This is a genomic window from Kluyvera genomosp. 2 (genome assembly GCF_036759865.1).
Classification (GTDB): Bacteria; Pseudomonadota; Gammaproteobacteria; order Enterobacterales; family Enterobacteriaceae; genus Kluyvera; species Kluyvera ascorbata_B.
Genome location: NZ_JAPKIA010000004.1, coordinates 34875 through 60972, shown reverse-complemented (window position 1 = coordinate 60972; position 26098 = coordinate 34875). Strand labels below are relative to the sequence as shown.

Genomic DNA, 26098 nt, shown 5'->3' with positions numbered 1-26098 from the left:
TTTATTCTCCTGCAGTGAGCGCGTCTCATTCTGTCATTCGCAGACAAAAGTAACCGTCTGGCGCAGAGATGCGTATAATGCGCGGCGTTTACGTTGTGTATGCCTTTTATTAAGGAGAGAAAAATGACGGCAATTGCCCCGGTAATTACCATTGATGGTCCAAGCGGCGCGGGTAAAGGCACGCTGTGCAAAGCGATGGCCGAAGCGCTGCAATGGCATTTGCTGGACTCTGGCGCGATCTATCGCGTGCTGGCGCTTGCGGCTTTGCATCACCATGTTGATGTGAACTCAGAAGATGCCCTGGTCCCGCTGGCGGCCCATCTGGACGTACGTTTTGTCTCTACCGACGGCGCGCTGGAGGTGATCCTTGAAGGGGAAGACGTCAGCGGTGAAATCCGCACCCAGGAAGTGGCCAATGCCGCTTCGCAGGTCGCTGCGTTCCCGCGCGTGCGTGAAGCGCTGCTGCGCCGTCAGCGGGCTTTCCGCGAAGCGCCGGGCCTGATTGCCGACGGCCGCGATATGGGCACGGTGGTGTTCCCGGATGCGCCGGTCAAAATCTTCCTCGACGCGTCATCGGAAGAACGTGCGCAGCGTCGCATGCTACAGTTGCAGGAAAAGGGCTTTAGTGTTAACTTTGAGCGCCTTTTGGCAGAGATAAAGGAGCGTGACGATCGCGATCGTAATCGTGCTGTTGCGCCGCTGGTTCCTGCCGCCGATGCTTTAGTGTTGGATTCCACCACCTTAAGCATTGAGCAAGTAATTGAAAAAGCGTTAAACTATGCGCGCCAGAAATTGGCAATCGCGTAAAACGCGACCGAATTTGCAGTACCCCCGTTGCAATGGACTGACAGCGGGTATGTGAAACAACCCCATCCGACAAGGTGTCAGGTGGACGTTAATACTTAACCTGAAGATTAAACATGACTGAATCTTTTGCTCAACTGTTTGAAGAATCCTTAAAAGAAATCGAAACCCGCCCGGGTTCCATCGTTCGTGGTGTTGTTGTTGCTATCGACAAAGACGTAGTACTGGTTGACGCCGGTCTGAAATCTGAGTCCGCCATTCCGGCAGAGCAGTTCAAAAACGCCCAGGGCGAGCTGGAAATCCAGGTTGGTGACGAAGTTGACGTTGCTCTGGATGCAGTAGAAGACGGCTTCGGTGAAACCCTGCTGTCCCGTGAGAAAGCTAAACGTCACGAAGCTTGGATCACGCTGGAAAAAGCTTACGAAGACGCTGAAACTGTAGTTGGTGTTATCAACGGCAAAGTTAAAGGTGGCTTCACTGTTGAGCTGAACGGTATTCGTGCGTTCCTGCCGGGTTCCCTGGTAGACGTTCGTCCGGTGCGTGATACTCTGCACCTGGAAGGCAAAGAGCTTGAGTTCAAAGTAATCAAGCTGGACCAGAAGCGTAACAACGTTGTTGTTTCTCGTCGTGCCGTTATCGAATCCGAAAACAGCGCAGAGCGCGATCAGCTGCTGGAAAACCTGCAGGAAGGCATGGAAGTTAAAGGTATCGTTAAGAACCTCACTGACTACGGTGCATTCGTTGATCTGGGCGGCGTTGACGGCCTGCTGCACATCACTGATATGGCATGGAAACGCGTTAAGCATCCGAGCGAAATCGTGAACGTTGGTGACGAAATCAACGTTAAAGTGCTGAAATTCGACCGCGAGCGTACTCGTGTATCTCTGGGCCTGAAACAGCTGGGCGAAGATCCATGGGTAGCTATCGCTAAGCGTTATCCGGAAGGTACCAAACTGACCGGTCGCGTGACCAACCTGACCGACTACGGCTGCTTCGTTGAAATCGAAGAAGGCGTTGAAGGCCTGGTTCACGTTTCCGAAATGGATTGGACCAACAAAAACATCCACCCGTCCAAAGTTGTTAACGTTGGCGACGTAGTGGAAGTTATGGTTCTGGATATCGACGAAGAACGTCGTCGTATCTCCCTGGGTCTGAAGCAGTGCAAATCTAACCCATGGCAGCAGTTCGCAGAAACCCACAACAAGGGCGACCGCGTTGAAGGTAAAATCAAGTCTATCACTGACTTCGGTATCTTCATCGGCCTGGACGGCGGCATCGACGGCCTGGTTCACCTGTCTGACATCTCCTGGAACGTTGCAGGCGAAGAAGCAGTTCGTGAATACAAAAAAGGCGACGAAATCGCTGCAGTTGTTCTGCAGGTTGACGCAGAACGTGAACGTATCTCCCTGGGCGTTAAACAGCTCGCAGAAGATCCGTTCAACAACTGGGTTGCTCTGAACAAGAAAGGCGCTATCGTTAACGGTAAAGTGACTGCAGTTGACGCGAAAGGCGCAACCGTAGAACTGGCTGACGGCGTTGAAGGTTACCTGCGCGCTTCTGAAGCTTCCCGTGACCGCGTTGAAGATGCAACTCTGGTTCTGAGCGTTGGCGACGACGTTGAAGCTAAATTCACCGGCGTTGATCGCAAAAACCGCGCAATTAGCCTGTCTGTTCGTGCGAAAGACGAAGCTGACGAGAAAGATGCAATCGCTACTGTTAACAACAAACAGGAAGACGGCAACTTCTCCAACGCTATGGCTGAAGCATTCAAAGCAGCTAAAGGCGAGTAATCTTACGCATTTGGGTTTAACAACCTGAATTGTGATGAGTTTACTTGACAGATTGCAGGTTTCGGCCTGTAATCTAGCACAAAGGGCGGCTACGGCCGCCCTTGTTTAATAAGCTGTTAGCTAATTTTCCTTAAAAGGAAACCGGAGGAATCATGACCAAGTCAGAATTGATTGAAAGACTTGCCAGCCAGCAATCCCATATCCCTGCAAAAGCAGTGGAAGATGCGGTAAAAGAAATGCTGGAGCATATGGCCTCGACCCTGGCACAGGGTGAGCGCATTGAAATCCGCGGTTTCGGCAGCTTCTCTCTGCACTATCGAGCACCACGTACCGGGCGTAACCCGAAGACTGGCGACAAAGTGGAACTGGAAGGCAAATACGTGCCGCACTTCAAGCCGGGCAAAGAACTGCGCGATCGCGCCAACATTTACGATTGAGTTTCTGGCGCTAGCTTGCGCTAAACTTGATTGAGAGAAAAGCACCTACGGGTGCTTTTTTCATTTCTGCACGCCGATTGTGGAATCGTCCTTCCAACGTTTTCTCAATGCCTGTACGCAGCGAATTCATGCTGCGAGCCGCCACGCAAACTGACTTTTCTGATCATGGCGTAGACGTTGTCGCGCGCGATACTCCTTGCAACAAGGAGGTATCGATGCGCTTGCCACTGCTGGCCTGCTACGTGCTGGCCGGAATATTACCGCTGGCCGTACTGCCTGTCTTACCCTCGCTCGAATATATTAAGATCGCTGCTGTTGGGCTCACCGCGCTCGGCGTTTGCGGCCGGGCAGGGCGCCGCATTGCTCTGGTGGGGCTACTGTTCTGCTGGGGGGCGCTGGCGGCCTGGCAGCTTCAGCTATCTGCGCAGATGCTGCCGGGTAAAAACCGGCAGGTTGAGCTGACGCTCACGCAAACGGACGGGCAGACGGTGCATCAGGGCACGCTCACCCGTCTGGAAGGGCAGCGCTTGATGCCGGGCATTCGGATTGCGCTCTACGGCAGCTACCTGCCACAGCCGCCATGCGTGGGCCAGCGCTGGAAGATGACGATTCGCGCCCGTGCAGTGCATGGTCAACTCAATGACGGCGGGTTTGATGCCCAGCGCTATGCGCTCTCCCAGCACCGTGCGCTGACCGGGCGAATCATTAGCGCTGAACCGTTAGCGCTCAGTTGCGGCCTGCGAGCGCGCTATCTGGCATCGCTAAAAACCACGCTAGCAGCATACCCCTGGCGTGACGTGCTGCTGGCGCTGGGGATGGGTGAACGGCTCTCGGTCTCGCCAGAGATTAAAACGCTGATGCAGCAAACCGGTACTTCGCATCTGATGGCGATATCCGGCCTGCATATTGCGCTCGGCGCTTCGCTGGGCTGGCTGCTGGTACGCGGCATACAGTTTTTTCTGCCGGCATGGCTGATTAACTGGCGGCTACCGCTGCTGGCCTCGCTGGCAAGCGGGCTGGCTTACGCCATGTTGACGGGCATGCAGCCGCCCGCCCAGAGAACGATCGTTGCTGCGGCCGTCTGGTGTTTACTGCGGCTAAGCGGCAGGCAGTGGGCCGGTTGGGAGGTGTGGCTCTGTTGCCTGGCGGCTATCCTGTTTGTAGACCCGCTGGCGGTGCTTTCCGACAGTCTGTGGCTGTCAGCATTTGCCGTTGGCACGCTCTTGTTCTGGTACCGGTGGGTACCGCTGCCGGAATGGCATTATCCGCGCCTGCTGCGTCCACTGGCGCAGCTGATGCATTTACAGCTAGGGCTGATGCTCCTGCTGACGCCGCTACAAATTCTGCTGTTCCACGGCATCAGTACCACTTCGCTGCTGGCAAATCTGCTGGCGGTGCCGGTGGTTACCTTCATTGCCGTGCCCTTGATTCTGCTGGCGATGTTTCTGCATCTGTGTGGTCCGGTGGTGCTGGAGACGCTGATTTGGTATTGCGCCGACAGGGTGATGGCGCTGGTGTTTGGCTACCTGCGGCTGTTGCCCGAGGGATGGTGGTACATTGTGCGAGCATGGCTGGGGGCGTCGTTATTACCGTGGGGGGCGCTGTTGCTCTGGCGGCTCCACGGCTGGCGGCGTTTTCCGGCATTGTGGATGTCACTAAGCGTGCTGCTGACGTTTCCACTCTGGCGAAAAACGCCGCCGGACCAGTGGCAGGTGACGATGCTGGATGTCGGGCAGGGGCTGGCAATGGTCATTTCACGCGGCGACAAAGCGCTGCTCTATGACACCGGGCTGGCGTGGCCCGGCGGCGACAGCGGGGCTCAGCTGATTGCGCCCTGGCTTCGTTGGCACGGGCTGACGCCACAGGGCATTATTCTGAGTCACGATCACTTAGATCACCGCGGTGGCCTGCGAACGCTCCAGCAAAACTGGCCGAAGGCATGGGTCAGAAGCCCGCTCGCGTGGTCCGGCCATCAACCCTGTGCACGCGGGCAGGCCTGGCGCTGGCAGGGGTTAACCTTTCGTGCGCTTTGGCCGCTGCCCGGTAAAGTACAGAAAGGCAATAATGGTTCCTGTGTGGTTAGGGTTGACGACGGTAAAAACAGTTTTCTGTTGACCGGAGATATTGAATTACCGGCAGAAATGGCCATGATGAGCCATTTCTGGCAGCCATTTGCGTCTACAATTATCCAGGTTCCTCATCACGGCAGCTCGACGTCTTCCGGTATCTCGCTGATTCAGCGGGTCGGTGGTGCCGTTGCGCTGGCTTCGGCATCCCGCTATAACGCGTGGCGCCTGCCTTCTGCGAAGGTAAAGGCCCGCTATCTGCAGCGGCATTACGGTTGGTTTGACACGCCGCACCAGGGCCAGATAACGGTCACTTTTGACGCGAAAGGCTGGCAGATTGAAGGCTTACGAGATCAACTTTTACCTCGTTGGTATCATCAGTGGTTTGGCGAGTCTCTCGATAACGGGTAGAATATGCGGCTATTTCAACATAAGCTGGTTTTTTGAATGCAGAACGACAAAGATCTCTCCACGTGGCAGACCTTCCGCCGACTCTGGCCAACTATTGCGCCGTTTAAAGCAGGGCTGATCGTGGCGGGCGTCGCGTTAATCCTTAACGCAGCCAGCGATACCTTTATGCTATCGCTTCTTAAACCGTTACTGGATGATGGTTTTGGCAAAACAGACCGCTCAGTGCTGCTTTGGATGCCGCTGGTCGTTATTGGCTTGATGATCCTACGTGGTATTACAAGCTATATCTCTAGCTATTGTATTTCCTGGGTTTCTGGCAAGGTCGTGATGACCATGCGCCGTCGGCTGTTCAGCCATATGATGGGCATGCCGGTTTCCTTCTTTGACAAGCAGTCCACCGGGACCCTGCTGTCGCGCATAACCTATGACTCTGAGCAGGTGGCATCCTCTTCCTCTAGTGCCTTGATTACCGTGGTGCGTGAAGGGGCTTCTATCATTGGCCTGTTCATCATGATGTTCTACTACAGCTGGCAGCTGTCGGTCATCCTCATCGTACTGGCACCTATCGTGTCGATGGCGATCCGCGTGGTGTCCAAGCGCTTCCGTAGCATCAGTAAAAATATGCAGAACACCATGGGGCAGGTGACCACCAGCGCCGAGCAGATGCTGAAAGGGCATAAAGAAGTGCTGATGTTCGGCGGCCAGGAAGTGGAAACCAAGCGTTTTGATAAGGTCAGCAACAAGATGCGTTTGCAGGGGATGAAGCTGGTCTCGGCATCGTCTATCTCTGACCCGATTATTCAGCTGATTGCCTCTCTGGCGCTGGCGTTTGTGCTGTATGCCGCGAGCTTCCCAAGCGTGATGGAAACCCTGACTGCCGGTACGATCACGGTCGTCTTTTCCTCCATGATTGCGCTGATGCGCCCGCTGAAATCGTTAACCAACGTCAACGCGCAGTTCCAGCGCGGGATGGCGGCCTGTCAAACGCTGTTCGCTATTCTGGATAGCGAGCAGGAAAAAGATGAAGGTAAGCTCGAAGTAGACCGTGCCAAAGGCAGCGTTGAGTTCCGTAACGTGACCTTCACCTATCCTGGCCGTGAAACGCCGGCGCTGCAAAATATCAACCTGTCGATCCCGCAGGGAAAAACGGTGGCGCTGGTAGGGCGTTCTGGTTCAGGTAAATCAACCATCGCCAGCCTGCTGACCCGTTTTTATGATATCGATGAAGGTGAGATTCTGCTCGATGGTCATGACCTGCGTGAGTACAAGCTTTCTTCGCTGCGTAATCAGGTAGCGCTGGTTTCCCAGAGCGTGCATCTGTTTAACGACACGGTGGCGAATAACATCGCCTATGCGCGTACCGAAGAGTTCAGCCGCGAGCAGGTTGAAGAAGCGGCGCGGATGGCCTACGCGATGGACTTTATCAACAAAATGGATAACGGCCTTGATACGGTCATCGGTGAAAACGGCGTGCTGCTTTCCGGCGGCCAGCGTCAGCGTATCGCGATTGCGCGCGCGCTGCTGCGTAATAGCCCAATCCTGATTCTTGATGAGGCCACCTCGGCGCTGGATACCGAATCGGAACGTGCGATTCAGGCGGCGCTGGACGAACTGCAGAAAAACCGGACTTCGCTGGTGATTGCGCACCGTCTGTCGACAATTGAACAGGCTGATGAAATCATTGTGGTGGAAGACGGCCGGATTGTTGAACGCGGCAGCCATAGCGATCTGCTTGAACAGCGCGGCGTCTATGCTCAGCTGCACAAAATGCAGTTTGGCGAATGATAGCCAGAATCTGGTCCGGTGAATCGCCGCTCTGGCGGCTGCTGCTGCCGCTCTCCTGGCTATATGGTCTGGTGAGCGGCATCATCCGCCTGTGTTATCAACTGGGGCTGAAAAAGTCCTGGCGTGCGCCGTGTCCGGTCGTCGTGGTGGGTAACCTGACGGCAGGTGGCAACGGTAAAACACCGGTGGTCATCTGGCTGGTGGAGCAGCTTCAGCGTCAGGGCGTTCGCGTTGGCGTGGTTTCCCGTGGCTACGGTGGTAAAGCGGAGCGTTACCCGCTGCTGCTAAACGCGGATACCACGACCGCGCAGGCCGGAGATGAACCGGTGCTGATTTATCAACGTACCGGTGCGCCCGTAGCGGTTTCGCCGGTAAGAGTCGATGCCGTCAAAGCGCTGCTGGCGGCTCACGATCTCCAGATGATCGTCACCGATGACGGGCTGCAGCATTACCGTCTGGCCCGTGATAAAGAGATCGTGGTGATCGACGGCATACGTCGATTCGGCAACGGCTGGTGGTTGCCGGCCGGGCCCATGCGTGAACGAGCCTCGCGTCTTGAGAGTGTAGATGCGCGGATCGTTAACGGCGGCGAAGCGCTGGCGGGCGAGATCCCGATGACGCTACGTCCTGGTGAGGCAGTCAATCTGCTGACCGGCGAGCGCCGGCCGGTTGCCGCGTTGAACAACGTCGTCGCAATGGCCGGTATTGGGCATCCGCCGCGCTTTTTTGCCACCCTTAACGACGGCGGCCTGAAGCCGGTGCGCACGGTGGCGCTGGCCGACCATCAGGCGCTGAGTGAAGCCGACGTTCAAGCGCTGGTGGCACCTGGGCAGACGCTGATCATGACCGAAAAAGACGCGGTAAAATGCCGCCGTTTTGCGCAGGAGAACTGGTGGTATCTGCCGGTCGATGCCGTGCTTTCCGGCGATCGTGCGCAGACGCTGCTACAGGATTTGATTACCCTCGCACGGCGTTAATAGGCGTCGGCGATAGCAGGGGAAAAGCATGACACAGCTGCAGTTAACCCTTCGCGCCGCGCGTCATCTTCACCTGGCGGCGCAGGGGCTTCTGAACCGTCCGCGCCGCCAGCCTCAAGCGGCGGATATCCTTCGTACCATCCAGCAAATGTCGCTGCTGCAAATCGATACCATTAACGTGGTCGCCCGCAGCCCCTATCTGGTGCTCTTCAGCCGTCTTGGCGCTTACCCTTCCGCATGGCTTGATGATGCGCTTGCCCGCGGCGAGCTTATGGAATACTGGGCCCACGAGGCCTGTTTCCTGCCGCGCAGCGATTTTCCACTGGTTCGCCATCGTATGCTTGCGCCGCATAAGATGGGCTGGAAGTACCATCAAAGCTGGATGGATGAGCACGCCGACGAGATTATTGCGCTGAAGGCGCATATTGCTGAAAACGGGCCGGTACGCTCCGCCGACTTCGCGCATCCGCGTAAAGGGCAGAGCGGCTGGTGGGAGTGGAAGCCGCATAAGCGCCACCTGGAAGGGCTGTTTACCGCTGGCGAAGTGATGGTGGTTGAACGCCGCAACTTTCATCGGGTTTACGATCTGACGCAACGGGTGATGCCGCAGTGGGACGATCGCCGTGATGCGCTCACGCAATCGCAGGCCGAGGCGGCGATGCTGGAAAACAGCGCCCGCAGCCTGGGTATTTTCCGTCCTCAGTGGCTGGCGGATTATTACCGGCTACGGCAGCCAGATCTCCACGCGCTGCTGGCGCAGTGGCAGGCGCTGGCGCAGGTGGTACCGGTAGAGGTTGAACAGCTCGGTGAGATGTGGGTACATCGCAGCCTTCAGCCCGCGCTGGAGCGTGCGGCGGAGGGTAAGCTGACGGCGACGCACAGTGCGGTACTGTCGCCCTTCGACCCGGTGGTCTGGGATCGAAAACGCGCCGAACAGTTTTTCAACTTCACCTACCGCCTGGAGTGCTACACGCCTGCGCCGAAGCGTCAGTACGGTTATTTTGTCCTGCCGCTGCTGCATCGCGGTGAGATTGTCGGCCGCATGGACAGCAAAATGCACCGCAGCGACGGCGTGCTGGAGATTTTCGCCCTCTATCTGGAGGCGGGCGTGCGGGTCAGCCAACATCTGGAAAAAGGCCTGACGCAGGCCATCAACGATTTTGCCCGCTGGCAGGGCGCGACGCGGGTTAAACTTGGCGCGGTAGCGGAGAAACTCTTTCTCAATCAACGCGACGGTTGGGAGATTGACGCCGACCGGTAGCGCTCTATGATATGCTGCACTGGTTTTCGATACGGCCCATCAGGAGGAATCATGGATCACCGTCTACTTGAAATTATTGCCTGCCCGGTTTGCAACGGCAAACTCTACTATAGCCAGGACAAGCAAGAACTGATTTGCAAAATTGATAATCTGGCGTTTCCCCTGCGTGACGGTATCCCCGTATTGCTGGAAAACGAAGCCCGCGTTTTAGCTGCAGAAGAGAACCGACCATGAGTTTCGTTGTGATTATTCCGGCGCGCTTTGCTTCTACGCGCCTGCCGGGCAAACCGCTGCAGGACATCAACGGCAAACCGATGATTGTGCACGTGCTGGAGCGCGCGCGCGAATCCGGTGCCGAGCGTATCATTGTCGCCACCGACCATCCCGACGTTGCAAAAGCCGTTGAAGCGGCGGGCGGGGAAGTCTGCATGACCCGCGCCGATCACCAGTCTGGTACCGAACGCTTGGCGGAAGTGGTAGAGAAGTGTGGTTTCAGCGACGACACGGTGATCGTCAACGTGCAGGGCGATGAGCCGATGATCCCGGCGGTCATTATTCGTCAGGTGGCTGAAAACCTCGCTGCCAGCCATTCCGGCATGGCGACGCTGGCGGTACCGATTCACGATGCGGAAGAAGCCTTTAACCCGAATGCGGTGAAAGTGGTGATGGACAAAGACGGCTATGCGCTTTATTTCTCCCGTGCGACCATCCCGTGGGACCGCGATCGCTTCGCCAAAAGTCGCGACGAGATTGGTGACACCCTGCTGCGCCACATTGGTATCTATGGCTACCGCGCCGGGTTTATTCGCCGCTATGTCAACTGGGCGCCAAGCCCGCTGGAGCACATTGAGATGCTCGAGCAGCTGCGCGTGTTGTGGTACGGAGAAAAAATCCACGTTGCCGTCGCCAAAGAAGTGCCGGGGACAGGCGTTGATACGCCGGAAGATCTGGCCCGCGTTCGCGCCGAACTGAAGTAGTCCTGCCGCCCCCTCGCCACAAGGGGGCGCCTCCCGTCGGGTATTTCCTCTCTTTCTGTTGCAATTTTGATCTTGTCTGGTGAAATTCACCCTTCATATGCTCATTATGAAAGCAATGGCTTTCATAGGGGTAATCTGACATGGAACAGCTACGTGTAGAACTCAGCCATCTGTTGGGTGAATCGCTCAGCCGCGTGGAGTGCATTAATGAGCAGGCGGATACGGCGCTGTGGTCGCTGTATGATGCTGAAGGTAACCCGCTGCCGCTGCTGGCGCGCAGCTTTTCATCCCCCGGCGTGGCGCGCCAGTTGGCGTGGAAAATCTCGACTCTTGCGCGCCAGGGCACCGTACGTATGCCCGTGGTTTACGGCATCATGACCCATGAAGAACATCCCGGACCCGATGTCCTGCTGCTAGAGCGCCTGCGCGGCGTCGCCGTTGAAGCACCGACGCGCAGCCCGCAACGCTGGGATGCGCTCAAAGATCAAATTGTCGAAGCGCTGCTGGCCTGGCACCGCGTGGACAGCGCCGGCTGCGTCGGCTTTGTCGATAGCGCTCAGGAAAACAGCTGGCCACACTGGTATCGCCAGCGAATTGAAGTGCTGTGGGGGACGCTGAATCTGTACCAGAACACCGGCCTGACGATGCAGGATAAGCGGCTGCTGTTCCGCACCCGCGAATGCCTGGATACGCTTTTTGAGGACTTTAACGACAACTGCGTGTTAATCCATGGCCACCTGACGCTGCGCAGCATGCTGAAGGACTCGCGGAGTGACCAACTGTTAGCCATGGTAGGCCCGGGGCCGATTTTATGGGCCCCGCGCGAATATGAACTGTTCCGGCTGCATGAAAGCCCGCAGGCTGAACAGCTGTTGTGGCGCTATCTCCAGCGCGCGCCGGTCGCCGAGGGGTTTATGTGGCGGCGCTGGCTCTACCTGCTGTGGGACGAAGTCGACAGGCTGGTGAATACGGGTAAATTCAGCCGTGATAATGTCGATTTGGCGGCGAAATCACTGCGCCCCTGGCTTGTCTGAATCGGCTTTCAGCCATTGCCAGATACGCCCCAGCGTTTCATAGCCCACCCGGTCGCTGTGCATCAGCCACACCGGTGAGGGAATCATGCGCTCCCACGGGTTCAACGGCGAGGCGATCGCCAGCTGATTAGCCGGTGCAGGCAGCGGGTGAAGGCCCGCCTGTTGGAAGAAAATCATGGCTCGCGGCAGGTGTGATGCCGACGTCACCAGCAGGAACGGCGCCTCGCCAATGGCGGCCTTCACGGCGCTGGCTTCTTCTTCGGTGTCTTTCGGCGTATCGAGGACAATAATGGCATTGCGCGGCACCCCGAGGCTTTCGGCGACGCGCGCCCCCGCTTCGGCGGTGCTGACCGGGTTAGTCAGCGCTCGCGCCCCGGTAAAGATCAGCTTCGCTCCGGGGTTGGCCTGCCACAGCCGAATGCCCTCCGCCAGGCGGGGCAGACTGTTGCTGATCAGGTTTGAACTTGGCGCCCATTCGGTATTCCACGTATACCCGCCCCCGAGTACGACCACATACTGAACCGGCTGTTCGCCGCGCCAGGTAGGATACGTATCTTCAATCGGCTTGAGCAAGCCGTCGGCCACCGGCTGGAGGCTTAGCAGGAGTAAAAAAAGCCAGCCGAGGGTAATGGCGCTTTTGCCCAGCTTCTGGAAGCGGGTAAACCAGACCAGGACAATTCCTAAACCGATGAATGAAAGGAGGAGAGGCAGCGGCAGCATCATCCCGCCGATGAACTTTTTCAGCATAAAAAGCATTCTGTAGCGTACCTTTTTTAACCATCTGACCGCATGAATGCAGGGATATTACACCAGATAGCTTCATTCTCGCCGTGGGTGTGACAAAATAGACCCTTTGTGGCTGGCGAAGTAAGGACATCCCGTGCAGGATCGCAATTTCGATGACATTGCGGAAAAGTTTTCGCGCAATATATACGGCACCACTAAGGGCCAACTGCGTCAGGCTATTCTGTGGCAGGATCTTGATGCGCTGCTCGCAACCCTGGGTTCGCAGCCGCTGCGTATTCTGGACGCCGGCGGCGGGGAAGGCCAGACGGCGATCAAAATGGCGCAGCGTGGTCACCATGTGACGCTGTGCGATCTGTCTGCTGAAATGATCGCCCGGGCAAGCCAGGCAGCCAGCGACAAAGGTGTGAGCCACAACATGCATTTCATACAATGCGCGGCGCAGGACGTGGCCGGGCATTTGGAAAGCCCGGTTGATCTGATATTGTTTCACGCTGTACTGGAGTGGGTGGCTGAACCACAGGCGGTATTAAAAACGCTGTGGTCGGTGCTTCGCCCGGGCGGCGCATTATCATTAATGTTCTACAATGCAAACGGCCTGTTGATGCACAACATGGTAGCGGGCAACTTTGACTATGTCGTTGCCGGCATGCCGAAAAAGAAAAAGCGTACGCTGTCGCCGAACTATCCGCGCGACCCGCAGCAGGTCTACGGCTGGCTGGAAGAGATCGGCTGGCGCATTAACGGGAAAACCGGCGTGCGGGTGTTTCATGACTATTTGCGCGATAAGCATAAACAGCAGGACAGCTATGACATCCTGCTCGAGCTGGAAACGCGCTATTGCCGTCAGGAACCTTACGTCAGCCTGGGGCGCTACATTCATGTCACCGCGCTTAAGCCGCAGACAGAAACAAGGATAAACGATGAGTGAATTTTCCCAGACAGTCCCCGAACTGGTTGCCTGGGCCAGAAAAAATGATTTCGCCATTTCGCTACCCGTCGATAGGCTCTCATTTTTGCTGGCCGTCGCAACGCTGAACGGTGAACGGCTGGAAGGTGAAATGACGGAAGGCGAGCTGGTGGATGCGTTCCGTCACGTCAGTGATGCGTTTGAGCAAACCAGTGAAACCATCGGTACGCGTGCGAATAACGCGATTAACGATCTGGTTCGCCAGCGTCTGCTGAACCGCTTTACCAGCGAAGTCACGGAAGGAAACGCCATCTATCGTCTGACGCCGCTGGGCATTGGCATTACCGACTACTATATTCGTCAGCGCGAGTTCTCCACGCTGCGTCTGTCGATGCAGCTGTCGATCGTCGCCGGCGAGCTGAAGCGAGCCGCCGATGCGGCGGAAGAGGGCGGCGATGAATTCCATTGGCACCGTAACGTCTATGCGCCGTTGAAATATTCGGTAGCGGAGATTTTCGACAGTATCGACCTCACGCAACGCATCATGGATGAACAGCAGCAATCGGTGAAAGACGATATCGCCCAGTTGCTGAATAAAGACTGGCGCGCGGCGATCTCCAGCTGTGAGCTGTTGCTGTCTGAAACCTCCGGCACCCTGCGCGAGCTGCAGGATACGCTGGACGCGGCGGGCGATAAGCTGCAGGCCAACCTGCTGCGCATTCAGGATGCCACGCTCAGCCATAACGATTTGCATTTTGTCGATCGGCTGGTGTTCGATCTGCAAAGCAAGCTCGACCGCATCGTCAACTGGGGACAGCAGGCCATCGACCTGTGGATCGGCTACGACCGCCACGTCCACAAATTTATCCGTACCGCGATTGATATGGATAAAAACCGCGTCTTCGCTCAGCGTCTGCGCCAGTCGGTGCAGTCCTACTTTGATGCGCCGTGGGCCCTGACCTACGCCAGCGCCGATCGTCTGCTGGATATGCGCGATGAAGAGATGACGCTGCGCGACGAAGAGGTCACCGGGGAACTTCCGCCGGACTTAGAGTACGAAGAATTTAACGAAATCCGCGAACAGCTTGCCGCGCTGATTGAAGAACAGCTGGCTATCTATAAAACCAAACAGCTGCCGCTGGACCTCGGTCTGGTGGTGAAAGAGTACCTGGTACAGTATCCGCGTGCGCGGCACTTCGACGTGGCGCGTATTGTGGTGGACCAGGCGGTTCGTTTGGGCGTCGCGCAAGCAGATTTCACCGGACTGCCGGCCAAATGGCAGGCAATTAATGATTACGGAGCCAAGGTACAGGCGCATGTCATCGACAAATATTGAACAAGTGATGCCGGTTAAACTGGCACAGGCCCTGGCCAACCCCCTTTTCCCTGCGCTGGATAGCGCGCTGCGTGCCGGTCGCCACATTGGCCTGGACGAGCTCGATAACCACGCCTTTTTGATGGATTTCCAGGAATACCTGGAAGAGTTTTATGCCCGCTATAACGTTGAACTTATTCGCGCGCCCGAAGGGTTTTTCTACCTGCGCCCGCGTTCGACGACGCTGATTCCGCGTTCGGTGCTGTCCGAGCTGGACATGATGGTCGGCAAAATTCTTTGCTACCTCTACCTCAGCCCGGAGCGCCTGGCGAATGAAGGCATCTTCACCCAGCAGGAGCTGTATGACGAGCTGCTGGCGTTGGCCGACGAAGCCAAGCTGCTGAAGCTGGTTAACAACCGTTCCACCGGCTCTGACCTTGACCGTCAGAAGCTGCAGGAGAAAGTGCGCTCGTCGCTCAACCGCCTGCGCCGCCTGGGCATGGTGTGGTTTATGGGCCATGACAGCAGCAAGTTTCGCATTACCGAGTCCGTGTTCCGCTTCGGCGCCGACGTGCGCTCCGGCGACGACGCGCGCGAAGCGCAACTGCGCATGATTCGCGACGGTGAAGCCATGGCGATTGAAAATCATCTGCAGCTCAATGACGAGAACGATGACCATCAGCAGGATAGCGGGGAGGAAGAGTAATGATCGAACGCGGTAAATTTCGTTCGCTAACGCTGATTAACTGGAACGGGTTCTTTGCCCGTACCTTCGATTTAGATGAACTGGTTACCACCCTCTCGGGCGGTAACGGGGCGGGTAAATCCACCACCATGGCGGCCTTCGTCACGGCGCTGATCCCCGATTTAACCCTGCTGCACTTCCGTAATACCACCGAAGCGGGCGCGACCAGCGGTTCACGCGATAAAGGCCTGCACGGTAAACTGAAGGCGGGCGTCTGCTACTCCGTGCTGGACGTCATGAACTCGCGCCACCAGCGCGTGGTGGTGGGCGTGCGTCTGCAGCAGGTTGCGGGACGCGACCGTAAAGTCGACATCAAACCGTTCGCCATTCAGGGGCTGCCGACCTCTATCCAGCCGACCCAACTGCTGACCGAGACGCTCAACGAGCGACAGGCGCGCGTGCTGACGCTGCAGGAGCTGAAAGATAAGCTCGAAGCCATCGAAGGCGTGCAGTTCAAGCAGTTCAACTCGATCACCGACTACCATGCGCTGATGTTTGATTTGGGCATCGTCGCCCGCCGCCTGCGTTCTGCAGCCGACCGTAGCAAGTTCTATCGTTTGATTGAGGCCTCGCTGTATGGCGGGATCTCCAGCGCCATTACCCGCTCGCTGCGTGACTACCTGCTGCCGGAAAACAGCGGCGTGCGTAAAGCCTTCCAGGATATGGAAGCGGCGCTGCGCGAAAACCGCATGACGCTGGAGGCGATTCGCGTTACTCAGTCTGACCGCGACCTGTTTAAGCACCTGATCTCGGAAGCGACCGACTACGTGGCCGCTGACTATATGCGCCACGCCAACGAGCGTCGGGTGCATCTGGATAAGGCGCTGGAGTACCGTCGCGAGCTGTTCACCTCCCGCTCGCAGCTGGCCGCGGAGCAGTACAAGCACGTCGAGATGGCGCGTGAGCTACAGGAGCACAACGGTGCGGAAGGCGATCTCGAAGCCGATCACCAGGCTGCCAGCGACCATCTCAACCTGGTGCAGACCGCACTGCGTCAGCAGGAAAAAATTGAACGCTATGAAGCGGACTTAGACGAGCTGCAAATTCGTCTGGAAGAACAGAACGAAGTGGTCGCGGAAGCTGCCGAAAAGCAGGAAGAAAACGAAGCCCGCGCCGAAGCCGCCGAACTGGAAGTGGATGAGCTGAAAAGCCAGCTTGCCGATTACCAGCAGGCGCTGGACGTACAGCAAACGCGCGCGATTCAGTACACCCAGGCCCTCCAGGCGCTGGAACGAGCAAAAGAACTGTGCCACCTGCCGGACCTAACGCCGGAAAGCGCCGGTGAATGGCTGGAAACCTTCCAGGCCAAAGAGCAGGAAGCGACGGAAAAACTGCTGTCGCTCGAGCAAAAAATGAGCGTGGCTGAAACGGCGCACAGTCAGTTTGAGCAAGCTTACCAACTGGTGGCGGCCATCAACGGTCCGCTGGCGCGTAATGAAGCCTGGGACGTGGCACGAGAGCTGCTGCGCGACGGCGTGAATCAGCGCCATCTGGCAGAACAGGCGCAGCCGCTGCGCAGCCGTCTGAATGAGCTGGAACAGCGTCTGCGTGAACAGCAGGAGGCTGAGCGCCTGCTCGCTGACTTCTGTAAACGCCAGGGTAAACAGTACGATATTGACGATCTGGAAAACCTGCATCACGAGCTGGAAGCGCGTATTGCTGCGCTGAGCGACAGCGTCACCGACGCTCGCGAGCAGCGGTTGCAGCTGCGCCAGGAGCAGGAACAGCTGCAATCGCGGATCTCCGCGTTGATGCACCGTGCGCCGGTATGGCTGGCGGCGCAGAACAGTCTGAGCCAGCTGTGCGAGCAGAGCGGTGAACAGTTTGAGTCCAGCCAGGACGTGACCGAATATCTCCAGCAGCTGCTGGAGCGCGAGCGCGAAGCGATCGTTGAACGCGACGAAGTAGGGGCGCGTAAGCGTGCCGTTGACGACGAAATTGAGCGTTTAAGCCAGCCGGGTGGTTCTGAGGACCCGCGTTTGAACGCGCTCGCAGAACGTTTTGGTGGCGTGCTGCTGTCAGAAATTTACGACGACGTTAGCCTGGAAGATGCGCCGTACTTCTCCGCGCTGTACGGCCCGTCTCGACACGCTATCGTGGTGCCGGATCTGTCGCAGATCGCCGAGTATCTGGAAGGGCTGGAAGATTGCCCGGAAGATCTCTATCTCATTGAGGGGGATCCGCAGTCCTTTGATGACAGCGTATTCAGCGTCGATGAGCTGGAAAAAGCGGTGGTGGTGAAAATTGCCGATCGCCAGTGGCGCTACTCGCGCTTCCCGTCGCTGCCGCTGTTTGGTCGCGCGGCGCGCGAAAGCCGCATTGAAAGCCTGCACGCCGAGCGTGAAGTGCTGTCTGAGCGTTTCGCGACCCTGTCGTTTGACGTCCAGAAGACCCAGCGTCTGCACCAGGCGTTCAGCCGCTTTATCGGTAGTCATCTGTCGGTGGCGTTTGACGATGACCCGGAAGCAGAAATTCGTAAGCTGAATACTCGTCGCAACGAGCTGGAGCGTGCGCTCAGCAGCCACGAAAGCGATAACCAGCAGCAGCAGGTGCAGTACGAACAGGCAAAAGAGGGCGTTGCGCTGCTTAACCGCATCCTGCCGCGCCTGAGTCTGCTGGCCGATGAAACGCTGGCCGACCGCGTGGATGAAATTCAGGAGCGTCTGGATGAAGCGCAGGAAGCCGCGCGCTTTATTCAGCAGCACGGTAACCAACTGGCGAAGCTCGAGCCGATGGTCTCTGTACTACAGAGCGACCCGGAGCAGTTTGAACAACTGAAAGAAGACTATGCCTGGTCACAGCAGGTGCAGCGCGAAGCGCGTCAGCAGGCGTTTGCCCTGACGGAAGTCGTGCAGCGTCGCGCCCACTTTGGCTACTCCGACTCGGCGGAAATGCTGAGCGGCAATAGCGACCTGAACGAAAAACTGCGTGAGCGTCTGGCGCAGGCGGAAAGCGAGCGTAGCCGCGCGCGTGAAGCCATGCGTAGCCACGCCGCCCAGGTGAGTCAGTACAGCCAGGTACTGGCATCGCTGAAAAGCTCTTATGACACCAAGAAAGAGCTGCTCAACGATCTGTATAAAGAGCTGAAAGACATTGGCGTGCGCGCCGATGCGGGTGCCGAAGAGCGCGCGCGTATTCGCCGTGACGAGCTGCATGCGCAGTTGAGTAACAACCGCGCGCGTCGTAACCAGTTGGAAAAAGCGCTGACCTTCTGCGAAGCGGAGATGGATAACCTGACCCGCAGGCTGCGCAAGCTGGAGCGTGATTACCTCGAAATGCGCGAGCAGGTGGTGAGCGCGAAAGCGGGCTGGTGCGCGGTGATGCGTCTGGTGAAAGACAATAACGTCGAACGTCGTTTGCACCGTCGCGAGCTGGCCTATCTCTCCGCTGACGATCTGCGCTCGATGTCGGATAAGGCGCTGGGTGCGCTGCGTCTGGCGGTGGCGGATAACGAACATCTGCGCGATGTGCTGCGCATGTCGGAAGATCCGAAGCGTCCGGAGCGTAAGATTCAGTTCTTCGTCGCGGTGTACCAGCATCTGCGCGAACGTATCCGTCAGGATATTATTCGCACCGACGACCCGGTTGAAGCCATCGAGCAGATGGAAATTGAGCTGAGCCGTCTGACCGAAGAGCTGACCAATCGCGAGCAGAAGCTGGCCATCAGCTCCCGCAGCGTAGCGAACATTATCCGTAAAACCATCCAGCGCGAGCAGAACCGTATTCGCCAACTGAACCAGGGCTTGCAGAGCGTGTCGTTTGGCCAGGTCAACAGCGTGCGTCTGAATGTGAACGTACGCGAAACCCACTCAATGCTGCTGGATGTGTTGTCAGAACAGCATGAACAGCATCAGGATCTGTTCAACAGCAACCGCCTGACCTTCTCGGAAGCGTTGGCGAAGCTGTACCAGCGCCTGAACCCGCAGATCGACATGGGGCAGCGTACGCCGCAGACTATCGGTGAAGAACTGCTCGACTACCGTAGCTATCTGGAGATGGAAGTTGAGGTTAACCGTGGTTCCGACGGCTGGCTGCGCGCGGAGTCCGGTGCGCTGTCCACCGGTGAAGCGATCGGTACCGGGATGTCGATTCTGGTGATGGTGGTACAGAGCTGGGAAGATGAAGCGCGGCGTTTGCGCGGTAAAGATTTGTCACCGTGTCGACTCCTGTTCCTCGATGAAGCAGCACGTCTGGATGCGCGTTCTATCGCCACGCTGTTCGAACTGTGTGAACGACTGGAAATGCAGCTTATCATCGCGGCGCCGGAAAACATCAGCCCGGAAAAAGGCACCACCTACAAGCTGGTACGTAAAGTGGTGAATAACCATGAACACGTCCACGTGGTAGGGCTGCGCGGCTTTGCCGCCCAGTTGCCGGAAACGCTGCCGGGTACCGCCGAGGCGTCACCGGCCGGATAACATTGCCGGATGGCGGTTTTGCCTTATCCGGCTGACAGGTATCGGACTGTGTAGGCCTGATAAGCGTAGCGCCATCAGGCAGGCCGTCCCGGAAGTTTGAATACGGAATGAAGGGCGACAGCGATGTCGCCCTTTTTGTTTTCTACTTTTGGCCGCTAGCGCGTTATTATCTTTAGACTTCTTTACATTTGAGCGGGCAAAAAAGTTTTTGTCTTTATATACTGAAGGTAAGCCCACGTTAGGGGTCTTCGTATATTTAACAGGGGGCAAGGGATGTTGCTGAAAAAAGAAAATGGTCGTCGTTTGTCAGCCGTGAGTTTGTGTCTGGCTATGACGTTTGCTCCACTGTTTACTGCCTTTGCGGACGAGCCTGAATTGGTTCCTTCTGACAGTACCGCAACGCCAGCAGACCGGTCGCCGGTGCTTCTGCACCCTGGCGCCCAATCGCCCGCAATGGCGAGCCTCACCGGTGCGCAACCGCTGGCCGAAGGGACGGCAGCAAAAAGCCGCGCCGAGCTTCTTGCCACGCTGCCTTCTGGCTACCAACCCGTCTATCTCAACCCGCTGGTGACGCTGTATGCCGCCCGCGAAATGAAGCCCATGTGGGAAAATCGCGAGGCGGTGCGCGCCTTCCAGCAGCAGCTGGCGGAGGTGGCGATTGCCGGTTTTCAGCCGCAGTTTACCCGCTGGGTTGAGCTGCTGACCGATCCCAGCGTCAACGGCATGGCGCGTGATGTGGTGCTTTCCGATGCGCTGATGGGCTATCTGCACTTTATCAGCGGTATCCCGGTACAGGGCAACCGCTGGCTGTATAGCGCTAAGCCGTATGCGCTGGCGACACCGCCGCTGTCGGTGATGAATCAATGGCAGCTCGCGTTGGACAACGGTTCGCTGCCGCAGTTTATTGCCGAGCTGGCACCCCAGCATCCGCAGTATGCAACGATGCATCAGGCGCTGTTGGCGCTAACCGGCGACGCGCGCCCGTGGCCGAAGCTGACCTCAACGGCGTCGCTGCGTCCAGGGCAGTGGAGCAGCGACGTGCCAGCGCTGCGCGAAATCCTCCAGCGTAACGGTATGCTGGATAACGGCCCGGCGATTGCGCTGCCGGGCGATAATGTCGGTAAAACGAAAAAAACGGCGAAGAGCGGACCGCAGGCCTACGACCGTCAGCTGGTGGAGGCGGTGAAGCGCTTTCAGGCCGCTCAGGGGCTGGGGGCCGATGGAGTTATTGGAGCATCCACCCGGGACTGGCTGAACGTTTCCTCTGCTGAACGTGCCGGCGTGCTGGCGCTGAACATTCAGCGTTTGCGTCTGCTGCCGGGGAAAGTATCAACCGGCATTATGGTGAATATTCCGGCCTATTCGCTGGTGTACTACCTCAACGGCAGCGAAGCGCTGGCTTCGCGGGTGATTGTGGGCCGCCCCGATCGCAAAACGCCGATGATGAGCAGCGCACTGAATAACGTGGTGGTTAACCCGCCATGGAACGTGCCGCCGACGCTGGCGCGTAACGATATTCTGCCGAAACTGCGCAACGACCCGGGCTACCTTGAACGGCATAACTACACCGTGCTACGCGGCTGGAACAGCAAAGAAACCATCGATCCGTGGCGAGTTGACTGGTCTACCATCACGCCGTCAAATCTGCCGTTCCGCTTCCAGCAGGCGCCGGGAGAACACAATTCTCTGGGGCGCTATAAGTTTAATATGCCAAGCTCCGACGCCATTTATCTGCATGATACGCCTAACCATAATCTGTTCCAGAAAGATGTGCGGGCATTAAGTTCGGGCTGCGTGCGGGTAAATAAGGCCTCCGATCTGGCAAATATGTTGCTGCAGGATGCGGGCTGGAATGACGCGCGAATTTCTGATGCGCTGAAGGGCGGGAATACGCGATACGTGAATATCCGGCAGAATATTCCGGTTAATCTCTATTATCTGACCGCCTTTGTCGGCGCTGATGGTCAGACACAATATCGAACAGATATTTACAATTACGATATCACCGCGCGATCGGGTGCACAGATTTTGCCAAAAGCGGAACAATTGATCAGATAAATGAAGTAGTTCAGGTAATGTAGTTGTCGAACTAAAAGCGCAGATGCCAGCCCCGCAGGTCCAGGGCTGGCGGCTCTGCGCGGTAGGCCGCCTTGACGCTGGCTTTCATGCCCGGTAAGGTGCTTAACGTGCGCCAGAAGTGCATATATTTCGATTACATTACTGACTGTAGACCTGATTATCATGGACAAATTTGACGCTAATCGCCGCAAGCTGCTGGCGTTAGGTGGGGTTGCGCTCGGCGCTGCCGCCATCTTGCCCACGCCTGCGTTTGCAACCCTCTCGACCCCACGTCCGCGTATTTTAACGCTGAATAACCTGCATACAGGTGAGTTGATAAAAGCCGAGTTTTTTGACGGCCGAGGCTATATTCAGGATGAATTAGCAAAACTGAACCATTTTTTCCGTGACTATCGCGCGAATAAAATAAAGAGTATCGATCCTTCTTTGTTCGATCAGCTTTATCGCCTTCAGGGATTATTAGGAACAAATAAACCTGTGCAATTAATCTCCGGGTATCGTTCTATTGATACCAATACCGAGCTCAGAGCGCACAGCCGTGGGGTGGCTAAAAATAGCTATCACACGAAAGGTCAGGCAATGGATTTCCATATCGAAGGCGTTTCATTGAGTAATATACGCAAAGCCGCGTTATCTATGCGCGCAGGTGGTGTAGGATATTACCCACGAAGCAACTTTGTGCATATTGATACCGGTCCGGTCCGGCACTGGTAGCTCTACGCCAATCGTTCAGGCACATTGATGCGTTTGAACGGTGATGAGCCTAAACAGGAGCAACATGAATTATCGCATTATTCCGGTGACTGCGTTCGCGCAAAACTGTTCATTGATCTGGTGTGAGCAAACCAAACTGGCGGCGCTGGTCGATCCGGGCGGTGATGCTGAAACTATCAAGCAGCAGGTTGCTGAAGCGGGCGTAACGTTGCAGCAAATTTTGCTGACCCATGGTCATCTTGACCATGTGGGCGCGGCGGCCGAGCTGGCGCAGCACTACGGTGTGCCGATTATCGGGCCGGAAAAAGAAGATGAGTTCTGGTTGCAGGGGCTCCCTGCGCAAAGCCGGATGTTTGGCCTTGACGACTGTCAGCCGTTAACGCCGGGCCGCTGGCTGAACGAAGGTGATGTGGTTAGCGTTGGTAACGTGAAGCTGCAGGTGTTGCATTGTCCAGGGCATACGCCGGGGCACGTGGTCTTCTTCGATGACCAGACGCGTCTGCTGATCTCTGGCGATGTTCTGTTTAAGGGCGGCGTTGGGCGCAGTGATTTTCCGCGTGGCGACCACACGCAGCTGATTGATGCTATCAAGCGTAAACTGCTGCCGCTGGGCGACGACGTGAAGTTTATTGCGGGCCACGGGCCGATGTCGACGCTGGGCTATGAACGGCAGCACAACCCGTTCCTGCAGGATGAACTTCCTGTCTGGTAAGTGATAATAAAAAAGGCCGCGAATGCGGCCTTTTTACTTTCTGGTGACGTCTGCAAGACATAGCCGAATGGCGGCGTAAACGCCTCATCCGGCCTACGCGGTTACAGCACGGCGACGATGGCTTCGCACAGCGGCGCCATGTTGTCCGGCGTCATGCCTGCCACGTTGATGCGCCCGGAAGCGACGGCATAGATACCAAACTCTTCACGCAGACGCAGCACCTGATCTTTGGTCAGGCCACTGAATGAGAACATCCCGTTCTGTTTGGTGATGAAGGTGAAGTCGCGGCTCGCGCCTTTTTCCTGCAGCGTGTTCACAAACAGCAGACGCATGCGCTGAATGCGCTGGCGCATATCGGTCAGCTCTTGTTCCCAGATGGCGCGCAGCGCGTCGTTGCTGAGAATGGTCGCCACCACGGAGGCACCGTGAGCCGGCGGGTTAGAGTAGTTGGCGCGGATAACGGCTTTCATCTGGCTGAAGGCGCGATCGGCGGTATCGGCATCGGCGGTCACCAGGGTGCAGGCGCCCACGCGTTCGTTATACAGGCCGAAGTTTTTCGAGTAAGAGCTCGCGACGATCAGCTCTTTATGCAGCGCGGCGAACGCGCGAAGACCTTCAGCATCTTCTTCCAGACCGCGGGCGAAGCCCTGGTAGGCGAAGTCGAACAGCGGCAGCCAGCCTTTTTCGATGGACAGGGTAGCCAGCTGCTGCCACTGCTCCAGCGTAGGATCGATGCCGGTTGGGTTATGGCAGCAGCCGTGGAACAGCACTACGTCACCGGCCTGAGCGTCGCTCAGGCTTGTCAGCAGGCCGTCAAAGTTGAGGGCGTGTTTTTCGGCGTCATAGTAATCATATTCGCGTACTTCGAGGCCAGCAGCGCCGAAGACGCTTTTGTGGTTCGGCCAGCTCGGGTTGCTTACCCAAACGCGCTTCACGTCAGTGTTTTTTGCGAGGAAGTCCGCCGCTACGCGCAGGGCGCCGGTACCGCCAGGCGTCTGAGCGGTGCGCGCACGTTTATCGCTGATGATGCTGTTGCCTTTGCCGAACAGCAGCTCCTGCGTGCAGCGGCCAAACTCAGGAATACCATCAATACCGAGATAGTTTTTGGTTGTTTCATTCTCCAGCAGATACTGCTCAGCTTTTTTAACGCTGGTCAGCACCGGCGTCTTGCCGGTTTCATCTTTATAAACACCAATCCCGAGATTGATTTTTCCCGGGCGTTCGTCGGCGCGAAACAGATCGGCCAGGCCCAGAATCGGGTCGGCAGGGGCGGCGGTAATGTTCTCAAACATGACGAGGTTCCATTAATAAGTTCTGGGGAAATCCGCTATCAGGTTAACGGCAGATTTACAAAATGCCAACCGTTAGAGACTAAAAGCGCGAAGCTTTTCAAAAGTTGCGATCTTCCTCTCTTGAACGCAAAAAAGCAGGACCGAAGTCCTGCTTTTGAGGCATATAGCAGCGAGGGTCTGCTGATTAGAACTGGTAAACGATACCCACAGCAGCCTGATCGTCGGTCGCCAGACCGGTAGCTGCACTGTAAGCGTTGTCGTCCAGCAGGTTGAACTTGTACGCCGCGTAGACGTTCATGTTCTTGTTGAAGTAGTACCAGGTACCCACTTCGATGTATTTAACCAGGTCAGCATCGCCGCCTTTGAAGTCGCCGCGAGAGGCCAGGTCTTTACCTTTGGACTGTACGTAGCCCAGGGACGGACGCAGACCGAAGTCGAACTGGTACTGAACCACGGCTTCGATGTTCTGAGTTTTGTTGGCAAACGTATCGTCGTTCTGCGGGGTCATGTTGTAGCTCTGAGAGTACATGACTGCAGCGTAGACATTGTTAGCGTCATATTTGAAGGAGGTCGCCCATGCTTCAGCTTTGTTGCCGTTGTCGTCTGCTTTCTGCGCGGTGGTACGGTTGGAGTTAGAATAGCCTGCGGATGCCGCGAAGCCTTCACCGAACGCGTAGGTTACGGAGGTGCTTACGCCGTCGCCGTTTTGTTTCTTAACAACGCGACCTTCGTTTTTGCCCTGGTACTGTACGGCCAGGCTCAGACCGTCAACCAGACCGAAGAAATCGCTGTTACGGTAGGTTGCAACGCCGCTGGTACGACCGGTCATGAAGTTATCGGTGTAGTTCCAGCCATCGCCACCCCATTCAACCAGCATATCGGTTGCGGATTCAACGTCGTAGATAGCGCCGTAGTTACGACCGTAGTCGAAGGAGCCGAAGGAACCCGCTTTCAGACCTGCGAAGGCCAGACGCGTTTTAGTCGTCTGGGAGCCTTCTACGTTAGATGCGTCCAGGTTGTATTCCCACTGGCCGTAACCGGTCAGCTGATCGTTGATCTGGGTTTCGCCTTTGAAGCCGATACGGGCATAAGTGGTGTCTTCGTTGCTGGTGTCACCGTTGGTGGTCCAAACGTGCTCACCAACTGCTTTACCGTAGAAGTCCAGTTTGTTGGCATTTTTGTTATAGATTTCGGCCGCGTTGGCCGCGCCAGCTACCAGCAGGGCAGGGATTACCACTGCCAGGATATTACGCTTCATCATTATTTATTACCCTCATTAGGTTTTTTTTATAGACACTCGCCACTGCCGCCAATAACTTCCGTCAATAAAAATTTACGGAACTATTGATGATAGTTTGGTGTCTTTATGTGTCTGAGAGGCATCTTTCCATTCAAAACACTCTTTCGCCACCCTGAAAATGCTACAAACATCGAGAATGAGTAAGCAAAAGAAATAATGTGTAACTAAATGTGTAATTTAAGGAACTTTGTGAAGTACCTCAAAGTTCTGGGGTGGCGGAGATTAATTAAGCAGCAGCTTATCTATCAATATGAATTTCTTATCTTTTATTCGCATAACGCTTTTTCCTATCGCACAGAGCGGATGTGTGATCATTTCGTTATGATA

The 26098-nt window shown here is 56.6% G+C and carries 20 protein-coding genes; 17 read left to right on the top strand and 3 right to left on the bottom strand.

Features of this window, described 5'->3' with window-relative positions:
• Window positions 1-123 precede the first annotated feature (123 nt).
• The 10 genes from cmk to V6942_RS05055 all read left to right on the top strand — a co-directional run bounded on the left by cmk (window position 124) and on the right by V6942_RS05055 (window position 11542).
• On the top strand, window positions 124-807 hold the full coding sequence (gene cmk / locus V6942_RS05100) for a (d)CMP kinase (RefSeq protein ID WP_106928836.1): 684 nt from the start codon (window positions 124-126) through the stop codon (window positions 805-807).
• Between the two features lie 113 nt (window positions 808-920).
• Entirely contained in the window at window positions 921-2594 is a 1674-nt protein-coding gene (rpsA, locus tag V6942_RS05095; protein WP_106928835.1) for a 30S ribosomal protein S1, read from the top strand.
• Between the two features lie 152 nt (window positions 2595-2746).
• Window positions 2747-3031, top strand: a complete 285-nt coding sequence (gene ihfB / locus V6942_RS05090; RefSeq protein WP_015965094.1) for an integration host factor subunit beta — start codon at window positions 2747-2749, stop codon at window positions 3029-3031.
• A 215-nt stretch (window positions 3032-3246) separates the two neighbouring features.
• Complete coding sequence (locus V6942_RS05085; RefSeq protein ID WP_333500880.1) at window positions 3247-5508, top strand: ComEC family protein; 2262 nt, start codon at window positions 3247-3249, stop codon at window positions 5506-5508.
• Window positions 5509-5544: 36 nt separating this feature from the next.
• The gene (gene msbA, locus V6942_RS05080) at window positions 5545-7293 is read left to right on the top strand and encodes a lipid A ABC transporter ATP-binding protein/permease MsbA (RefSeq protein WP_333500879.1); all 1749 of its coding nucleotides are present in this window, start codon (window positions 5545-5547) and stop codon (window positions 7291-7293) included.
• Entirely contained in the window at window positions 7290-8270 is a 981-nt protein-coding gene (gene lpxK, locus V6942_RS05075; RefSeq protein WP_182929183.1) for a tetraacyldisaccharide 4'-kinase, read from the top strand. Before msbA ends, lpxK begins: the two co-directional genes overlap by 4 nt.
• 28 nt (window positions 8271-8298) lie before the next feature.
• The gene (locus tag V6942_RS05070; protein WP_106928828.1) at window positions 8299-9531 is read left to right on the top strand and encodes a winged helix-turn-helix domain-containing protein; all 1233 of its coding nucleotides are present in this window, start codon (window positions 8299-8301) and stop codon (window positions 9529-9531) included.
• 51 nt (window positions 9532-9582) lie between these two features.
• Window positions 9583-9765 carry a protein YcaR gene (gene ycaR / locus V6942_RS05065; RefSeq protein ID WP_106928826.1) on the top strand — a complete coding sequence of 61 codons (183 nt, stop codon included), beginning with the start codon at window positions 9583-9585 and terminating at the stop codon, window positions 9763-9765.
• Window positions 9762-10508, top strand: a complete 747-nt coding sequence (gene kdsB, locus V6942_RS05060; protein ID WP_106928825.1) for a 3-deoxy-manno-octulosonate cytidylyltransferase — start codon at window positions 9762-9764, stop codon at window positions 10506-10508. Before ycaR ends, kdsB begins: the two co-directional genes overlap by 4 nt.
• 140 nt (window positions 10509-10648) lie before the next feature.
• Entirely contained in the window at window positions 10649-11542 is an 894-nt protein-coding gene (locus V6942_RS05055; protein ID WP_106928823.1) for a YcbJ family phosphotransferase, read from the top strand.
• Here the strand turns inward: V6942_RS05055 and elyC are convergent.
• Window positions 11519-12298 (bottom strand): envelope biogenesis factor ElyC, encoded by a 780-nt coding sequence (elyC, locus tag V6942_RS05050; RefSeq protein ID WP_182929180.1) that lies wholly within the window; start codon window positions 12296-12298, stop codon window positions 11519-11521. The two genes, V6942_RS05055 and elyC, sit on opposite strands and share 24 nt — an antisense overlap.
• Before the next feature lie 124 nt (window positions 12299-12422).
• Here elyC and cmoM point away from each other — a divergent pair, with 124 nt between their 5' ends.
• From cmoM to V6942_RS05015, 7 genes are all read left to right on the top strand, one after another.
• Window positions 12423-13217: a tRNA uridine 5-oxyacetic acid(34) methyltransferase CmoM gene (gene cmoM, locus V6942_RS05045; RefSeq protein WP_106928820.1), complete on the top strand. Its 795-nt coding sequence runs from the start codon at window positions 12423-12425 to the stop codon at window positions 13215-13217.
• Window positions 13210-14532, top strand: coding sequence for a chromosome partition protein MukF (gene mukF, locus V6942_RS05040; RefSeq protein ID WP_333500878.1), 1323 nt, complete (start codon window positions 13210-13212; stop codon window positions 14530-14532). The genes cmoM and mukF overlap by 8 nt, the downstream gene beginning before the upstream one ends.
• Window positions 14513-15217, top strand: a complete 705-nt coding sequence (mukE, locus tag V6942_RS05035; protein WP_106928817.1) for a chromosome partition protein MukE — start codon at window positions 14513-14515, stop codon at window positions 15215-15217. Before mukF ends, mukE begins: the two co-directional genes overlap by 20 nt.
• The gene (gene mukB, locus V6942_RS05030) at window positions 15217-19674 is read left to right on the top strand and encodes a chromosome partition protein MukB (protein ID WP_333500877.1); all 4458 of its coding nucleotides are present in this window, start codon (window positions 15217-15219) and stop codon (window positions 19672-19674) included. The genes mukE and mukB overlap by 1 nt, the downstream gene beginning before the upstream one ends.
• Before the next feature lie 273 nt (window positions 19675-19947).
• Complete coding sequence (gene ldtD, locus V6942_RS05025) at window positions 19948-21732, top strand: L,D-transpeptidase (protein WP_333500876.1); 1785 nt, start codon at window positions 19948-19950, stop codon at window positions 21730-21732.
• Between the two features lie 183 nt (window positions 21733-21915).
• Complete coding sequence (locus V6942_RS05020; protein WP_106928812.1) at window positions 21916-22467, top strand: YcbK family protein; 552 nt, start codon at window positions 21916-21918, stop codon at window positions 22465-22467.
• Window positions 22468-22531: 64 nt separating this feature from the next.
• Window positions 22532-23179 (top strand): MBL fold metallo-hydrolase, encoded by a 648-nt coding sequence (locus V6942_RS05015; protein WP_333500875.1) that lies wholly within the window; start codon window positions 22532-22534, stop codon window positions 23177-23179.
• Between the two features lie 101 nt (window positions 23180-23280).
• Here the strand turns inward: V6942_RS05015 and V6942_RS05010 are convergent, their stop codons facing one another.
• Window positions 23281-24471, bottom strand: a complete 1191-nt coding sequence (locus V6942_RS05010) for an amino acid aminotransferase (protein ID WP_333500874.1) — start codon at window positions 24469-24471, stop codon at window positions 23281-23283.
• Between the two features lie 184 nt (window positions 24472-24655).
• Window positions 24656-25732, bottom strand: a complete 1077-nt coding sequence (locus V6942_RS05005; protein WP_333500873.1) for a porin — start codon at window positions 25730-25732, stop codon at window positions 24656-24658.
• Between the last annotated feature and the right edge of the window lie 366 nt (window positions 25733-26098).